Source organism: Paenibacillus sp. LS1, from assembly GCF_026013365.1.
Taxonomy (GTDB): Bacteria; Bacillota; Bacilli; order Paenibacillales; family Paenibacillaceae; genus Paenibacillus.
Genome location: NZ_JAPDOE010000007.1, coordinates 23,385 through 39,026 on the forward strand (window position 1 = coordinate 23,385; position 15,642 = coordinate 39,026).

The window sequence follows — 15,642 nt, forward strand, 5'->3', positions numbered from 1 at the left end:
ACCGCGGCAGTCCATGCGTGTATATGAATTGTATAGATGAATACCAGTTGGTATGTCATCTTTACCCGGGGTCCGGCAACTCTAATCACGCCCCTTCTTAAGGTTATACGCTATCTTCAAGTGAGTGCAGAAGGAACTCACTATCTGCATGACCCACAAGGGTACCTGCGTCATTTCGGATGTCCGAAGGGAAGACTTCAGCCAATCGTGCAATGGTTCTTTCATTGGAATAACCAATCTGTTTCAGAATGGATTGGGTAATGAAAGCCCACTCTTCCTCAGAACCATCAAGCACCTTGAAGGTGATTCCCAATCGTTCTTTTTTCAGACCAAATCCGAAGACCCCCTTGAATCCACCCTTGGCTACAATGTTATCGTCTTCCAGCAGCACTGAATCTACACGCTCCGTGCCACCTACCATCAACGGATGTTCATTCATGGCCGATGTGATCGTCTCTACAGCTGTTCTTGTGGAAGGATCAGCGATAAGATCCGGACAAGCGAGCTTCAGATAGGCGTTCGACAGTGCCGATAACGGCAAAGAAAATACCGGAAAGCCGCAGCCATCCGTCCCAAGCTCAATCTCTTTTTCCTCAATACCTGCCAGGTCGGCAAATGTTTCGAGAATTTCACGTTGTACCGGATGATCCGGTTCAGCGTAACTGCCCAGATCCACCTGCTTCATCTGACTGTATCCCAGGATTCCCAGATGTTTGCCGGAGCAGTTGTGCAAAATGCGACGTTTTTCCCCGTGTGCACGTAACCATTCATTACGGCTTTCTTCATTAAGCGGATAACTCGGCGCACAGATCAGGCATTCTTCTCCTAATCCGATTTTACCGGATAGCTGCTCCAGCACTCGGATATGTTCCGGTTCCGAACGGTGCGAAGAGGACATGATCGCAATCTCCTGTGCTGAGAGGCCATAGTGACTGGCAATCCCTGCCCGAATTCCTGGAATAGCTTGAAAAGGTTTGGCAGATGAGCGAGTGAACGCTCTAAAACGAGGATCGCCAGCCGAGTATACGATCCGACCATGCTCATCCGTAATACTTATGTGTCCGTAGTGGGCGCATTCCATAACGCCTGCACGGTATTCTTTAATTAACAAGGCACTCTCCATGCGAGTTCTCTCCTTTGTGCTCCCGAATTCATCTCTGCTTTGCGTCACGACGCCGCATGGGATATCTTAAATAGTATAGTACAAAAGCGACGTTTTTACAGTTTTTTCGACAGGTATTTCGGGTATAGCTTTATCAATCTACGTTCATCTACTACAACTACTGAAGGAGAAACTCACTATGCCGCGCAAAACATATTCACCAGCCTCATTCGAATCAACTCCCGGCACGTTGTTACGTCCACTCCTCAACTGGGGTTTGGCTGGTCTGGCCCTCAGCGCTTCGGTCGTATTTATCCTGGCAGGTCTGGGTGCCTGGCTGGGTGCTGATGTTATTATTCGTCTGGATGATCAAATTCAGCAATTATTTTATCTGAATTCGGATTCACGTCTTCATCTATTCTCTTACACTGCATTCATAACCGCATTGGGTTCATTCAAAATCTCTGCTATGGCCGCAGGAGGTTTTGCTCTACTTTTCTTCGTGCAACGCAGTCCAAGGTTTGTTATATATGGATATGCGATCTCGGGAAGTTTTGCCATGATGTGGATTCTGAACACGTTATTGAAGGAATTTTTTAGACGAAGCAGACCTGAACTGGATCATCTGCTGGTCGTTCACGGGTACAGCTTCCCTAGCGGACACGCCATGATCTCCATGGGCTTCTACGGCATGCTCTTTGTAATCTGGGCCAATGAACGACAGCGGCATACCACTTCCGGTGTGTGGCTACCTGTTCTATGCGGCATCAGTTTTATTTTCTTGATCGGTCTCAGTCGCATCATGCTGGGTGTTCATTATCCTACGGATGTATTTACGGGATTTGCCGCTGGTTTGGTATGGATCTTCTGCATGATTAAAGGCATTAAACGAATCCACTAAACAATGAATTCCTCCAATTTCCAGTTCATTCATCCTCATCTTTATTGTTTCACAGGGTTGCACGGCGTTTATATACGAAGTAAGCAAACGCGAACAGACAACATCCTACATCAAGTTTAAAGGAGGCGGTTGTTATGTGGGGCATCATTATCAGCATTGTGATGGCGGTCATCATCGGTTTAATCGGAAATGCACTTGCCGGTCACAACATGCCTGGAGGCATCATCGGTGCAATGATTGCCGGATTTGCCGGAGCCTGGCTGGGAGCACTTTTGCTTGGTAACTGGGGACCGGTTATCGGTAACTTTGCCATTATTCCTGCCATCATTGGTACAGCGCTCTTTGTTTTCTTGCTGGGGCTTGTGTCCAGACTGCTAAGACAGGCTGCCTGATTCGGGCAACAAGGTGTTCGTTGTTTCGTATTTGTTTCTTAATTTGAAGAAGGAGTGATTAGACATGAATAAAGCAGAAGAGCAATATCCTGTACAGACTGGTTCGACTTTCGCCAAAGGAATTTTCATCGGGGGTTTGCTGGGAGCAGCTGCAGCACTACTCTTTGCTCCTAAACCAGGACGTGAATTGCGTGGTGACCTTTCCGAGAAAGTGGGCATCGTAACTGACCGCACCAAAGAAGTGGCAACGGTTGTAGGTGATAAAGCCTCTGAACTGGCTAAAACGGTCTCTTCCAAAACTTCTGATATTGCAAAAACGGTAAATCAAGGCCGCAATGATGTAATGGACTCTGTGAGAAAAGCGTCCGCTGATGTGGCTAACGAAGCATCCCGTGCATCTGATGAAGTGGCTGCCGCTTCCGTGGAAGCGAAGGAAGATGCACGTAAAGAACTTAACTCGACTAGCCTGTAAGGCTATACAGATCGAGTGACCAATAGCCAGCTGCACTCCAGCTGGCTATTTTTTATCCAATGCGAGTTGAGGGGGAAGAAACATGAGTAAAGTGACAATCAACGGCAATACTCCAATTCCGGGAGGAACACCGGCGCAGCAGTATGATACAAGCGAGCATCCTTTTGAATTGCGGCATGAGGTCAAGCGATTAAACACACGTCTGGACCAGATTGCGGACAGTCTGGAGAGAGCACAGATCAAGGATATTATTGAGAATTACAGCAGTCCCAAAAAGCGGATTATTACGAACTTTACAGCGGGTATGGCTCGAGGACTCGGTCTGACCGTAGGTACCTTTGTCGTTCTGGGTTTGCTGGCGTTCATTCTCAGTCAATTCGTCAATATGCCGATTGTGGGACAATATATCGCTGACTTGCTTGGATATATTGAAGATTACAAAAACTAAAATGAATTAGCAGAGTAGGTCAAGTATTACGCTTTTTGGTCGCTCCTCTGCTCTGTCCTTCTTCGGCAGAAGACTGTGAGGATTTTACTTTGAGCAGATCTCCTGTCCATCCTTTCATCATCAGCCATACATACATGCTGATCATGCTTAAGATAATGACAATTAGGACCAGGACAACTCCCCATGACTTGTCGATAAAGGGCAGGTTCTCAAAGTTCATCCCCCAGATCGCACCAGCTGCTGTGGCGGGTATGAACACAGCGGTAACAATGGTCAGCGTCTTCATGATTTCATTGCCTCGTACACCGGAGATCGCATTATCAATGGAGATTAACGTATCAATCTCTTTCTCGTAGTGACTAAACAAACGTTCCATTCGCTCTACTCGATGTTGGAGCTGTTGAAAGTACCGATTTTCGTTTATTTCACTGAGGTAAGCCTCATGGGCAGCAGCCATCAGTTCCGAGTAGGGAATAAACAAATTGCTCCAGTACAACAATTCAAACCGGGCGGCGAGAATCTGGTCCATCAAGGTGCGGGCATTGCGGGATTCCATTTTACGTTCCAGATCACGCAGGTTCATCTCAAAATGATCCATCCCCACATGGTAGTAATGCAGTATAGCTCGAAAAAGTACAAACATCCCGTCCCTGGCCTCACTACATTGCTGTAACATATGAGCACGTTCATCCGTCTTCATAATGCCTCTTGTATTGTCATCCATATTCAAGGTAACCAGGTTATTGCGATCCACATAGAAAAACATCTGATTATCTTGGCGATTGTCGTCTCTCTCGTTCTTGATCGCATACAACAAGGAGCCAAATATAACGGGCTCTGTACCATTCACGAAACGGACGGACAAATAATTTGATTCGATTTCCGGAATTTTATGAAGCCAATACTGCATATCCGGAAATGCCTCTGTCAGCTCCTCCAAAGCATCGTTCATGCTATCGGTGTCAGGTGCAGCCCAATCCCACCATTGCCAATGGTCCGAGCAAGATAACTTGTCACGGCGAGCTTCCAGCTTGATTTTGTCCACAAAACATCCACTCCTGCACTTATGTTCGTTCATTCATACCCATCTTTTTGATCCCAAAAAGGACACGTATGCATTTCAGTGCAATTACGTGTCCTTTTTTATGCCGTACTCAACAACATTAGGGATTCTTTTTTCATAACATTGAAGCATTCGACATGATCTGTTTCAGCTTCTCTGTAGCTCGCTTCTGAATTCGCGATACACTCATCTGTGAAACACCAAGCTTTTGTGCGATTGCCCGCTGAGATTGACCATCTTGGAATGCTAGAATAAGTACCTTCTGCTCTTGTTCCTTCAATTGTCCCAATGCCTGTTGCAAGTCCATCCGTTTTTCGACCGAATCGAAGTCATTCACATCTGCACTGATCAGCTCACCCAATGTCGCTGCACTGTCATCCTGAGATAACGGAGAATCCAGTGACACATAGTGATAACATTCCCGACCAGCCAGAACTTCAATCGTCTCTTCCGCGGTCAAATCAAGGTATTCAGCAATCTCGTTCACACCAGGTGAGCGCTCCAGCTTCACGGTTAACTCATCGATGGCATGTTGCACAAGTGCGCCCTTTTCCTTGATCCTCCGGGGCACCTGAATATACCAGGATTTGTCTCGCAAATAGTTCTTCATATGACCGATCATGCTCTTCATGGCATAAGGTTCAAACGGAATACCCAGGTTGATATCGTATTGCTTGAGCAAACGAATCAATGCCATCTGCCCGGTCTGATACAAGTCTTCGTATAGATCGGGGCGATTCCGAGCAATTTTACCTGCTGCCATCTTTACCATCGGTTCATATTTACGGATGAGAACTGTTGCAATTTCATTATCTTGGGTCTGCTGGTATTCCCAGATCAAACCTATAGCTTCAGACATGGACTCTGGGGGAGTCACTTTTTCATTCATACTTTCTCCTCACTTCTTGCAAGACGTTTTACGAGTACTACCTTCGTACCTTTGCCCGTCTCACTTTCCACACTGACATCGTCCATCAAGGCTTGCATCAGGTAGAACCCAAGTCCGCCAATCTGTGCTTCTGTCAGTTCTTTGTCGTGAAGACCGGCACGTGACACAGCAGGGTTCATATTCTCGAAGCTGGCACCTTCGTCTTTGACAGTAATGGACAGTGTTTCGCCATCCACTTCAAATACGACTTCAACCATGCCGCCTTCGTGTGAGTAGGCATACAGTACAGAGTTGTTACAGGCCTCGGATACAGCCACTTTCATATCCTCAATGTCTTCATAAGAGAATCCCATCTTGGATGCTACTCCATAAAGATTGAGTCTTACAATATCAACGTAATCAGCTGTCGCCGGTAGATTAAGGGTGACTCTTTGAACTTCTGCATTCATTCCTTTTTCGATCCTTTCCTATTGGGAATTCTTCTGTGTGACAAAGAATTTGGCGATGCCCGTCATATCAAAAAGTTTCTGGATTTGCGCAGGAACTTCCTGTACTTCAAAACGAGCTTCCATTCCATGTCTTGCCTTCAGAACAGATAACAGGATACCAATCCCTGTACTATCGATATACTTCAATTCTTTCATGTTAATCAAAAGATCCTGTTCCTTGTTATCCACGAGCGGCTCCATTACCAAACGGAAGTCAGGAGCAACCGACAAATCCAGTTCGCCAGTCAGATACACCGTGCATACGCCATCCTGTGTTTCAGTTCTTGCATTGAATTTTTCATTCTTATTTGTATTCATTAGACATCTCTCTCCTGATCAATGGTTTCCTTACCTAATAACCCAACTTCAGCACGAGTGAAACAAAAAGAAGTTTGGAAAATGTTTCAATTTGCCTGATTCATGGCAGATGGGCCTGAGTTTAACATCTGGTGTTGTTGCTGAAACTGGGATATTTTCTGTTTTACACTGCCCATTTTAACCGGTTTGCTAATATAATCATCCATGCCTGCGGCAGTACAGCGTTGCTGGATCCCTTCCATAACATTAGCCGTCATCGCTATAATGATAGGCTGACTGGACTGGGGCAGGCTTTCTCTAATCCGCCGTGTACATTCCAGACCATCCATAACAGGCATCTGCAAATCCATGAACACATAGTCATAAGGATGACGACTGCCTAGCACCATGTCCAATGCACTCTGCCCATCTTCAGCAATATCCGAGAGAAAACCAAGCTTACTGAGCATAATCGCCATCAATTTCTGGTTAATCGGATGATCATCTACAATCAATACCGTGGGATATTTATTCTCATTCTTCACATCCGTCAGCTTTTCTTCCCCGTTCCTCTGAAGCAGTTCTGTTTCTACATACCGTTTCGCCTGAATCGTAAATACAAACGTTGCTCCCCGTTGCTCCGTGGTGTCCAGATAGATCTGTCCACCCATCATTTCGACCAGTGTCTTGCATATCGCCAGGCCTAGGCCTGTTCCGCCGTACTTGCGTGTCATGGATGTATCCAGCTGAGAAAACGGCTGGAACAGCCGGTCAACTTTGTCTGACGCGATGCCTATTCCGGTGTCCTTAACAGCAAACTCCAACGCCATTTGTCCATCCTTTTCCTCATTCACTGAAACGATCAGATATACCCCACCCTGATCGGTGAATTTGATCGCATTAGCAATAAGATTCAAGAGGACTTGGCGTAACCTTGCCATATCTCCATAGATCAATTCAGGGACCGAATCTTCCAGGAAATAATCCAGTTCCAGATTCTTTTTACCTACTTCTGCCGCAAACAATCCCAGCACTTCCCGAATACAGGAGACAAGTTCAAAAGGATGCTCCTCAAGTTCCATTTTGCCCGATTCCATCTTGGTGAAGTCAAGAATGTCGTTAATGACTGTGACGAGTGCATCCGCACTGCGACGAACGATGTCTGCGTATTCCTTCTGATCGTCCTTCAATTCCGTCTCCATCAGTAGATCCACCATGCCGATAACTCCGTTCATCGGTGTGCGAATCTCATGGCTCATCATCGCCAGGAACTCGGTCTTCGCATTAGCTGCAATCTCCGCTTCTTCCTTGGCCTGAATGAGTTGTTGGTTCATCTTCTCCAGTTCCTGTGTCTTCTGGTGAAGCAGCATGGTCTGTGTCTTCAATCGTTTATTGGTGATAAACATCTCCACAAAGCCCTCGATCTTCGATTTCAAAATCTGAGGAATAAACGGCTTAACCATGTAATCAATGGCCCCGGCTGAATATCCGGCAAACAAGTGCTCAGCCTCTCTGCTATTGGCAGAAATGAATATGATCGGCACATCCTTGGACTTGTCCCGTGCCTTAATTAACTTTGCAGTCTCAATTCCGTCCATCCCAGGCATCTGTACATCAAGTACGATAACCGCAAATTCGTCTTTCAGCAGACAACGGAGTGCCTCTTCTCCGGAAGTTGCCTTAACGAGTTTGTATTGTTCTGATTCCAGAACTGCTTCAAGCGCAAGCAAGTTCTCAGGGCGGTCATCTACCAATAATATATGGATTGGTTCATTGAGCCCCATGGCTAACCCTAACCCCCTATTTGATCTTCCGGTATATTTTTTCGGTCCGGTCTAATGGCTCATAGGTATCACTGAACTCTGTAAAATGTATCGATTCTTTCGAGCCCAGAACCAGAATCCCAAAGTGGCTCAAGCTCTCGTGAAACAGCCCATGCACATGGTTGCGCAGTTCATCATTGAAATAAATCATGACGTTACGGCAAAAGATAACATTAAACTCATTAAATGACCGGTCTGTTGCCAGATTGTGCTCGGCGAATATGATGTTCTTCCTTAGAAAAGGATGAAATATCACCGAATTATATTTCGCTGTATAGTACTCGGAGAAGGCTCTGGTACCCCCTGCCTCCAAATAATTTGTAGTAAAAAGTTTCATCTTCTCAATACCGTAGACGCCTTCTTTGGCCTGCTGCAATGAGCGATCATTCATATCTGTTGCGTAGATTCTTGCCTTGTCATACAGCCCTTCCTCATGCAACATGATGGCCATGGAATAGACTTCCTCTCCTGTAGAGCAACCCGCATGCCATATTCGGATATACGGATAGGTTCTCAGAATAGGAATAATCTGTTCCCGAAACATTCGGAAAAGCGAGGGATCTCGAAACATTTCCGTCACAGGGATGGACAAATTCTGTACAAAACGTTCAAACGCGGAACGGTCATGAAGCACACGCTCCTGCAAGCCGGATATGCTCTTAACACCTTCGGCATGTGCATGATGCCAGATTCTTCGTTTCAGGGATGGCAGTGCATAGTTTCTAAAATCATATCCATATAAACGGTGCATGCCTTCCAACAACAACTCAATCTCGATCAGCTCGCGCTCTTCATCTTGCGGCATACGGACCAAATCTGCCCCCGTCTCGGTAGGTTCCCACGGTGTCATAAATTCTCTCCACTTCTTCATTTGTTACTTGCGTATTCGTCGTATTGTCTTTCATTACCCAAACAATGTACTTACGAATAATGAACTTACGAATACAGCCATACACGCATTAAGGATAATAATTGATCCGTCTGGATCGGTTTTTTCACATAATCTGATGCCCCGGCCTCAATACACTTGCCTCGATCCTCTTTCATGGCTTTGGCCGTAAGCGCAATAATCGGTAACTTTTCAAACTGCGGGATCTGTCTGATTCGTGTCATCGCTTCATAACCATCCATTTCTGGCATCATCATGTCCATCAGTACCAGATCAATTTCCGGATTTTTGTCCAGAATCTCCAGAGCCTCACGGCCATTCTCTGCAAACGTTACATCCATGCGATAGCCTTCCAGGACACTTGAAAGGGCAAATACATTACGAATATCGTCATCTACAAGCAATATTTTCTTGCCTTCAAACAACGTTTCTTTGTTGTGCAGCTTCTGCAAGATTCGACGCTTGTCTTCCGGCAAATTGGCCTCTACCCGATGAAGGAACAATGTCGTTTCATCCAGCAAACGTTCCGGTGACTTCACATCCTTGATAATGATGGATTCCGCATATTTGCGCAGCTTCATTTCTTCCTTGGAATCCAGTTCTTTGCCTGTATAAATTATAATCGGCAGATCGTTAAGATATTCATCATCCCGAATCTGGTCGAGCAACTCGAATCCGGTCATATCCGTTAACATCAGATCCAGTACCATGCAGTCATAACGCTGGGTGTGTAATTCATTCAAAGCCTCACTGCCTGTGGATACTGCCGTGATTGCCACATCATCATGACCAATCAATTCAATAATGGCTTTACGCTGAATCTCATCATCTTCCACAATCAACAGTCGTTTCAACTGATTCTCGGTATAGGATTTGATATGCGAGAAAGCTTTATCCAGTGAATCCTTGCTGGAAGGTTTTTTCAGATACGCAATAGCGCCCATCATCAAACCTTGCTTCATATCATCAATGACCGAAATCACATGTACCGGGATGTGGCGTGTTGCCGAACTGCTCTTCAGCTCGCCCAGAATGGTCCAACCGTCCATAACCGGCAATTGAATATCCAGAATAATAGCATCCGGGAGATATTGACGAGCCATTTCAAGTCCTTTATCCCCTTGCAGGGCAACAAGTGCCTTGAATCCTCTTCCTCTGGCCATATCCATCAAAATATGTGCAAAGTTCACGTCATCCTCAATAATGAGAAGGATTTTGTCACCTTCCATCAGATTGTCTTGATCATCTTCGATCTGCGTTACTTCAGGCGTATGGGTAGGAGATAGGTCCGTACCTATGCTACGCTCCGGATCAGGAGAGAGAATGGACTGATGACTTGAAAGCATGGTCCGTGTTTCCATGGACTGTTCATACAGCGCCTCTGAAGATACAGCCGCTTCTCTTGAAGCACCTTCCTCGGCCAGGGCTTCCTCTTCATGATTATCCGGCAGGTACAAGGTAAAGCAGCTGCCTTCGCCCTCCGATGATTCCACCTGTATTGCACCACCAAGCAAACGTGCCAGTTCTCTGCTGATGGACAATCCCAGACCAGTTCCGCCGTATTTCCGACTTGTTGTCCCATCCACTTGCTGGAACGCTTCAAAGATCAGATCCGTTTTATCCGATGGAATTCCAATACCGGTGTCTTTTACACTAAATCCGAGATATTCCTGATTCGTGTTCATGTAACCCGGCAGTTCTTCCGGTTTCATCCGTCGTCCAATCAGACTGACCGAACCACGATTGGTAAACTTGAACGCGTTCGACAACAAATTCCGTAGAATCTGTTTGACGCGATGACTGTCGGTGTAGACCCATTCCGGTAAATCGCTGTCGAACTCGATGTTCAAGTTCAGTTCTTTTTTATTCGCCATTGGTCCAAAGTTTTGCTGTACAAAGCTGGTCAGCTCTTCCATTCGAACCGCTTCATAATTGATATCCATCTTACCTGCGTCCACTTTGGACAGATCCAGTATCTCATCAATCATCTTCAGCAGATCCGCACCTGACATGTAGATAGTTTGCGCATATTCCTGCTGCTTGTCAGTCAGATTGCCACCCTTGTTCTCCGACAATAACTGAGACAAAATGAGTAGACTGTTCAATGGTGTACGAAGTTCATGCGACATATTGGCCAAAAATTCGGACTTGTACTTGCTAGTCATCGACAGCTGTGTAGCTTGCTGTTCCAGCTGTGTCTTTGTTTTCTCAATTTCGTCATTCTTCTCTTCGACTTCACGTACCTGCTCTTCAAGCGCCCGCGTCTTAGCGATGAGCTCGGTATTGAAATGCTCCAGCTCTTCCTGCTGACGCTGCAGCAATTCCTCGGAACGTTTGAGCGCCTCTGTCTGCTCCTCCAGATTCTCATTGGAACGGCGCAGTTCTTCTTGCTGTGTCTGCAATTCTTCCGATTGAACCTGCAATTCTTCTGTCAGTGCCTGGGATTCACGCAGCAGCTCCTCCACACGCAAACGACGTCGAACGTTGTTCAGAATTACGCCCAGGTTCATGATCAGTTGAGCGAACAATTGTTTATGAAGTTCATTGAACCCTTCAAAGGAAGCCAGTTCTACTACACCAATCAATTCATTTTCGAACACGACAGGATAGATCATGATACCCGCAGCACGTGTTGAACCTGAAGCTGAACCAATATGCACGTAATCTTCCGGCGTATTTTCCAGAACAATCGGTGTCATATCCAGCGCAGCTTGACCAATCAGACCTTCACCGATCCGATACATTTCTTTACCAACGTCTTCATTCTCTTCAAATGCATATGCACCATAGCGTCTCAGTTCGTCGGGATGTTTCTCCTCATCGACCAGATACACGACACCCAACTGAGCACCAAGCACAGGTGTGAACTCACTGATAAACATCTGTGAGATTTGTCGAATGGAACCAATGCCCCGAAGCAGCTCCGGAACTCTTGCGATGTTCGAGCTCATCCAGTTTTGATCCTGTTGAGCCTGCACATAGGCTTTCTCGACTTGCAGTTTTTCTTCCAGATCGCTGGATACATCTTTGAACACTGTGGCAATCTGACCAATTTCGTCCGTGGACTTGACCTGAATGCGTCTGATTGTACGATAGCGCCCTTTACCGAAACTGGTGATCATCATCGATACGGTATTCAGCCCCCGCGTAATACTCGGTAGTACCCACATAATGACACCCAGCGCAAGCAGCAATCCGGCGATCATGATACTTATCGTGATCTGCACTGCTCTCGTATACGCCGCGTTAGCATCTTTGATCTCGGCATCAATCTCTTGGTCCTGATAGCGGGAAAGAGCATTCAAACTATCCACAGCTTCTTTTTGCACCGCGAGTCCTGTTGCATTGCGGTAGTTATTCGCATCTTCAACCCTGTTTTGGGACATCAGGCTGATCTGTCTCGTTGCATAGGATGTATAAGCGGCCCACGCCGAATTCACACGATCCACCAGCTGATGTTCAGGTGCACTGTCCGCCCGGTTTCTTACTTCTTCGAGATAACCGTCACCCCGATCTTTCATCTCCTTCAGGTCACCGTCAGCTGCACTAATGGAATTGTTCGGATTTAATAACAAGTTAGCCAGCACTTTGGCAATGTCATTGACCTCTCCACGTGCAGCAGAAGTGAATCTTACTTTGAGATAACGTTCCTGATACATCTGATCGATCTGCTGATTACTGCTGTTCAGCCGTTCATAGCTCACAAAGGTGAGTACGATCAAAATGGCCATGAGAGCGGTAAATCCAATCAGCAGTTTATTCCTGATCTTCATTCAGCCCCCGCCCCTTTATCCAAAGTAATCCAGACCAAACATTTATCATCATCCCGTTCCTGGGGAATTTCGTCGTCGAAAAATAGTGCCTGCATAGCAGCTTCATTCCACTGATGTGAGCCAGTCAGTTTTTCGACCAGGAATTCGTGTTGTTCCTCCTGCCCGCCCTGAACAGCTTCCAATAATCCGTCCGTATAGAGTGCTATATGCCCGTCACCCTCGTAATGGATCGTTTGTGGTTCGATGTCCATCTTGTCAAATAAACCAACCGGACAGCAGACGCTGTCAAATGTAGTCACACTGCCGTCGTTTCGGAAAAACAAAGCAGGTGGATGCCCTGCGTTAACATAATCAATACGCTTCATCCGTGTATCAACGACCAAATAAATTGCCGTGAAATAATACTGCACCAATTGTTTTTCCAAATGGAGCTGGTTGAAACGACGGTTCAACTCCTGAATGACCTTCTCGGGATCGACATAGGTCGTAACCGTATCTTTCAACACAGAAGCAATAAACATGGTAAACAGGGATGAAGATATTCCATGTCCCATCATGTCGAGCAAGAGTACTCCGTAACGGCCTTCCCCGAGGGGATACCATGAATACAGGTCACCCGCAAGCTCAAAAGATGGTTTATAGATGGCATGCACTTGAAATAGAGGGTCACGGATTGCCGGACTTAATACGGCATTTTGGACCATTGCTGCAAGCTTCAGCTCATCCTGAATGCGTTGATCACGCTCTTTATGCCAATCCTTTTCCTGTTTCAAACGAAGGGCGAGTCGAATTCTGGCCATCAGTTCGACTTTGTTAATGGGTTTGGTCACATAATCGGATGCGCCTGCATCCAATGCTTCGGCAAGTTTCTTGGAGTCGCCGATGGCAGTCACCATAATAATCGGTATATCCTTCAGATTTTCAAATTTCTGCACAATACTGCAGGCTTCGATACCATCCATCTCAGGCATCATCATATCTAGCAAAATCAGGTCAATATCCGACGGTCTTGGACGAGGTTCGTTGCTTTCCTCCCCAATTCCCAAAACTTCAAACATTTCCATGGCGGAACTTGCCGTTACAATGTCACGATAGTTTTCTTTTTTCAGAATTTCTCGAATGATAATGACATTCGTCGGATTGTCGTCAACAATAAGTATTCTCATTGATATCTCCTTATCTGTGGCGTCCGGGTTTGTCGATTCTTATTAGGTTAAAACGAACGTTGATTATACAAATTTTGCATACAAAACGGCAGTAGACATAATAATTCCTAGTATAACTATAATCTTAAAAACAAAAAACTTCTATCAGTAAATGGCACCATCGTAGGGGATTTCCCCCGCGACCACCCTGTTTTTGCAGCGTCCTGATCCCGCTTCCAAACTTGCAAAAACATAGATAAGGAATGGGGAAAGCCCCATTCCTTATCTATGTTTTTGATTAAGCATTTTACAGAAGTGATTCAGAAGCTCGTCCATGTTCAGCAAGCTTCAACTTGCGGCGTATATCGGTTAATCTTTCTTTTTAGCAATAACAAGCACTTTACCCTTGTCGAGTTCACTCTCGTAGAAGTCGGCCTCGGCTTCGGTAAAGCCCATTGATACAATTTTGGCCCGGAGTTCATCTCCACGTGAGCGGAACAGATTCGCCAAGGAATCAAATACGCCTTCTTCCTTAATGCCAATTTCTTTGGCATCTGCTGTATCGGCAATTCGATCTGTACGATCCTTCTCATGGGCGAGAACAAAGATATGATCAGCAAGGTATCCGGTAATCTGCAATTCTTTCACCGCTTCTACCGCCTGGACTCCGTTTTCTACCACTTTTGCATAAGCTTGCGCATTGGTTGAATTCATCGTTTCCACTCTCCTCTGATTTAATCTTCTTTATCGAGCTACTTAGTATATAACCATACTATTTGGGATTGAAACGATTCGGTAATAACCAATCCTAGGAAACCGTGTCATCAAAAAGATCAATGCCATCGATTTGGCTAGAGCCTGACTTCATGTATACCTTTAGCGCCTGGTCTCCACGGAGAAACACTTCTCCGTCCTCAGCGACATAATACGGTTTACCGAGAGCTTGATGGATCGCTTCAATATTCATCTTGATTCTTTCTCCATTTAACATGATGTGATTCTCAGATGCATCGATATGCACATATTGAATGACATCCGTATCTTCACACAAGCCAACCTTCACATCATGAAAGTGATATTCAGGACACCCCAGATAAGGATCTTCCTGCTTATGCACCGGCTGGCCCTTCGTGGCCAACAACTCGTTCATGGTGTCATCCAGAGAAACGCCATTCAGAGTCCGAAAATGCTGGAAAGTCTCGGATCGATCAACAGCCAGAGTCACCTCTGACGCCTTCTCTTCCATTGCCGTCCATTGCATATCGTGAGCAGCGGGTACCGCTGCCGGTTGAACGGAAAAGGGAGAAATTACGCTAAACATCACAAGCAGTAGTTTCATCATGATTCTCACCCTTTCATCAGGTTCATCACCGCTCTGAAGGTTTCTTTTTGGATTACAAAGCGATCATGTTATTTACGCATCCGTTGCCATACATTCGCTGCAACATCAATATACTTCATCCAGTTTTTCCCGCCCTTAGCATCACCATTATATGTAGCTTCATAGGATTGCAGGGTACGATCCGTTGATGTAGCAGGCGGTGCAGTTACATGAACCTCTTCAGCATGCTTGGACTGTTCAGTGTTGTTACGTTTGGTCTGAAATTTCGCCATCAGCGTCGTGGAGACTTGTTTCGCTGCTGCCGTCACTTCATTTAACACTTCTCCCAGATTCTCAACAGATTCCATAACAGGATCGATTTTTTTCATTTTGTGCTGTACATCCACCGTAATATCATTGGCGTGTCTTACCGTCTGCTTCACTTCATAACTAAGTTCATCAATGGTCTTCTGTACCTCCTGCAATGTTTGTGAGACATTGTCCAAAGAACCTTGGGCGGATTTCAAGGTACGAATTAAAAAGAAAACCAGTACTGCAAATGCCACTGCAATCAGGGCCACGCTAATTTGATAGATCATAGAAGAACCTCGCTTTCCATATGTGCATCAGTTTGTTATT

General features: G+C 45.7%; 16 protein-coding genes. 4 read left to right on the top strand and 12 right to left on the bottom strand.

All coding sequences use genetic code 11. The annotated features are described in order from the left end of the window. Nucleotides 1–103: 103 nt before the first annotated feature. Nucleotides 104–1,123 (bottom strand): asparaginase, encoded by a 1,020-nt coding sequence (locus OM416_RS21820; RefSeq protein ID WP_264932951.1) that lies wholly within the window; start codon nt 1,121–1,123, stop codon nt 104–106. Nucleotides 1,124–1,301: 178 nt separating this feature from the next. Here OM416_RS21820 and OM416_RS21825 point away from each other — a divergent pair, with 178 nt between their 5' ends. The 4 genes from OM416_RS21825 to OM416_RS21840 all read left to right on the top strand — a co-directional run bounded on the left by OM416_RS21825 (nt 1,302) and on the right by OM416_RS21840 (nt 3,315). Then, on the top strand, nt 1,302–2,003 hold the full coding sequence (locus OM416_RS21825; RefSeq protein WP_264932953.1) for a phosphatase PAP2 family protein: 702 nt from the start codon (nt 1,302–1,304) through the stop codon (nt 2,001–2,003). Between the two features lie 134 nt (nt 2,004–2,137). Beyond that, entirely contained in the window at nt 2,138–2,395 is a 258-nt protein-coding gene (locus OM416_RS21830) for a GlsB/YeaQ/YmgE family stress response membrane protein (RefSeq protein ID WP_264932955.1), read from the top strand. Nucleotides 2,396–2,459: 64 nt separating this feature from the next. Then, nucleotides 2,460–2,867, top strand: a complete 408-nt coding sequence (locus OM416_RS21835) for a YtxH domain-containing protein (protein ID WP_036606997.1) — start codon at nt 2,460–2,462, stop codon at nt 2,865–2,867. An 82-nt stretch (nt 2,868–2,949) separates the two neighbouring features. Further along, nucleotides 2,950–3,315, top strand: a complete 366-nt coding sequence (locus OM416_RS21840) for a DUF5665 domain-containing protein (RefSeq protein ID WP_264932959.1) — start codon at nt 2,950–2,952, stop codon at nt 3,313–3,315. A 19-nt stretch (nt 3,316–3,334) separates the two neighbouring features. Here OM416_RS21840 and OM416_RS21845 read toward each other — a convergent pair whose 3' ends face one another. From OM416_RS21845 to OM416_RS21895, 11 genes are all read right to left on the bottom strand, one after another. Further along, the gene (locus OM416_RS21845; protein ID WP_413775817.1) at nt 3,335–4,351 is read right to left on the bottom strand and encodes a magnesium transporter CorA family protein; all 1,017 of its coding nucleotides are present in this window, start codon (nt 4,349–4,351) and stop codon (nt 3,335–3,337) included. A gap of 142 nt (nt 4,352–4,493) precedes the next feature. Then, complete coding sequence (locus OM416_RS21850) at nt 4,494–5,267, bottom strand: sigma-70 family RNA polymerase sigma factor (protein WP_169481484.1); 774 nt, start codon at nt 5,265–5,267, stop codon at nt 4,494–4,496. After that, nucleotides 5,264–5,716, bottom strand: a complete 453-nt coding sequence (gene rsbW / locus OM416_RS21855; protein WP_062836469.1) for an anti-sigma B factor RsbW — start codon at nt 5,714–5,716, stop codon at nt 5,264–5,266. The genes OM416_RS21850 and rsbW overlap by 4 nt, the downstream gene beginning before the upstream one ends. An 18-nt stretch (nt 5,717–5,734) precedes the next feature. After that, nucleotides 5,735–6,073 carry an STAS domain-containing protein gene (locus OM416_RS21860; protein WP_017692272.1) on the bottom strand — a complete coding sequence of 113 codons (339 nt, stop codon included), beginning with the start codon at nt 6,071–6,073 and terminating at the stop codon, nt 5,735–5,737. Nucleotides 6,074–6,159: 86 nt separating this feature from the next. Further along, nucleotides 6,160–7,836, bottom strand: a complete 1,677-nt coding sequence (locus tag OM416_RS21865; protein ID WP_264932967.1) for a response regulator — start codon at nt 7,834–7,836, stop codon at nt 6,160–6,162. Nucleotides 7,837–7,852: 16 nt separating this feature from the next. Beyond that, nucleotides 7,853–8,725: a CheR family methyltransferase gene (locus tag OM416_RS21870; RefSeq protein ID WP_036606984.1), complete on the bottom strand. Its 873-nt coding sequence runs from the start codon at nt 8,723–8,725 to the stop codon at nt 7,853–7,855. A gap of 86 nt (nt 8,726–8,811) precedes the next feature. Then, complete coding sequence (locus OM416_RS21875; protein ID WP_264932972.1) at nt 8,812–12,537, bottom strand: response regulator; 3,726 nt, start codon at nt 12,535–12,537, stop codon at nt 8,812–8,814. Next, a complete protein-coding gene (locus tag OM416_RS21880; RefSeq protein WP_062836466.1) occupies nt 12,534–13,703 on the bottom strand; it encodes a PP2C family protein-serine/threonine phosphatase in 1,170 nt (389 codons plus the stop codon). The genes OM416_RS21875 and OM416_RS21880 overlap by 4 nt, the downstream gene beginning before the upstream one ends. A 348-nt stretch (nt 13,704–14,051) precedes the next feature. After that, the gene (locus OM416_RS21885; RefSeq protein WP_062836465.1) at nt 14,052–14,396 is read right to left on the bottom strand and encodes a general stress protein; all 345 of its coding nucleotides are present in this window, start codon (nt 14,394–14,396) and stop codon (nt 14,052–14,054) included. Between the two features lie 94 nt (nt 14,397–14,490). Next, on the bottom strand, nt 14,491–15,024 hold the full coding sequence (locus OM416_RS21890; RefSeq protein ID WP_264932975.1) for a hypothetical protein: 534 nt from the start codon (nt 15,022–15,024) through the stop codon (nt 14,491–14,493). 68 nt (nt 15,025–15,092) lie between these two features. Further along, on the bottom strand, nt 15,093–15,602 hold the full coding sequence (locus OM416_RS21895) for a DUF948 domain-containing protein (protein ID WP_264932977.1): 510 nt from the start codon (nt 15,600–15,602) through the stop codon (nt 15,093–15,095). Nucleotides 15,603–15,642 lie beyond the last annotated feature (40 nt).

Coding starts and splice junctions, on each gene's coding strand:
- OM416_RS21820 (WP_264932951.1), bottom strand. CDS start 1,123: ATGGAGAGTGCCTTGTTAATTAAAGAATACCGTGCAGGCGTTATGGAA.
- OM416_RS21825 (WP_264932953.1), top strand. CDS start 1,302: ATGCCGCGCAAAACATATTCACCAGCCTCATTCGAATCAACTCCCGGC.
- OM416_RS21830 (WP_264932955.1), top strand. CDS start 2,138: ATGTGGGGCATCATTATCAGCATTGTGATGGCGGTCATCATCGGTTTA.
- OM416_RS21835 (WP_036606997.1), top strand. CDS start 2,460: ATGAATAAAGCAGAAGAGCAATATCCTGTACAGACTGGTTCGACTTTC.
- OM416_RS21840 (WP_264932959.1), top strand. CDS start 2,950: ATGAGTAAAGTGACAATCAACGGCAATACTCCAATTCCGGGAGGAACA.
- OM416_RS21850 (WP_169481484.1), bottom strand. CDS start 5,267: ATGAATGAAAAAGTGACTCCCCCAGAGTCCATGTCTGAAGCTATAGGT.
- rsbW (WP_062836469.1), bottom strand. CDS start 5,716: ATGAATGCAGAAGTTCAAAGAGTCACCCTTAATCTACCGGCGACAGCT.
- OM416_RS21860 (WP_017692272.1), bottom strand. CDS start 6,073: ATGAATACAAATAAGAATGAAAAATTCAATGCAAGAACTGAAACACAG.
- OM416_RS21865 (WP_264932967.1), bottom strand. CDS start 7,836: ATGGGGCTCAATGAACCAATCCATATATTATTGGTAGATGACCGCCCT.
- OM416_RS21870 (WP_036606984.1), bottom strand. CDS start 8,725: ATGACACCGTGGGAACCTACCGAGACGGGGGCAGATTTGGTCCGTATG.
- OM416_RS21875 (WP_264932972.1), bottom strand. CDS start 12,537: ATGAAGATCAGGAATAAACTGCTGATTGGATTTACCGCTCTCATGGCC.
- OM416_RS21880 (WP_062836466.1), bottom strand. CDS start 13,703: ATGAGAATACTTATTGTTGACGACAATCCGACGAATGTCATTATCATT.
- OM416_RS21885 (WP_062836465.1), bottom strand. CDS start 14,396: ATGAATTCAACCAATGCGCAAGCTTATGCAAAAGTGGTAGAAAACGGA.
- OM416_RS21890 (WP_264932975.1), bottom strand. CDS start 15,024: ATGATGAAACTACTGCTTGTGATGTTTAGCGTAATTTCTCCCTTTTCC.
- OM416_RS21895 (WP_264932977.1), bottom strand. CDS start 15,602: ATGATCTATCAAATTAGCGTGGCCCTGATTGCAGTGGCATTTGCAGTA.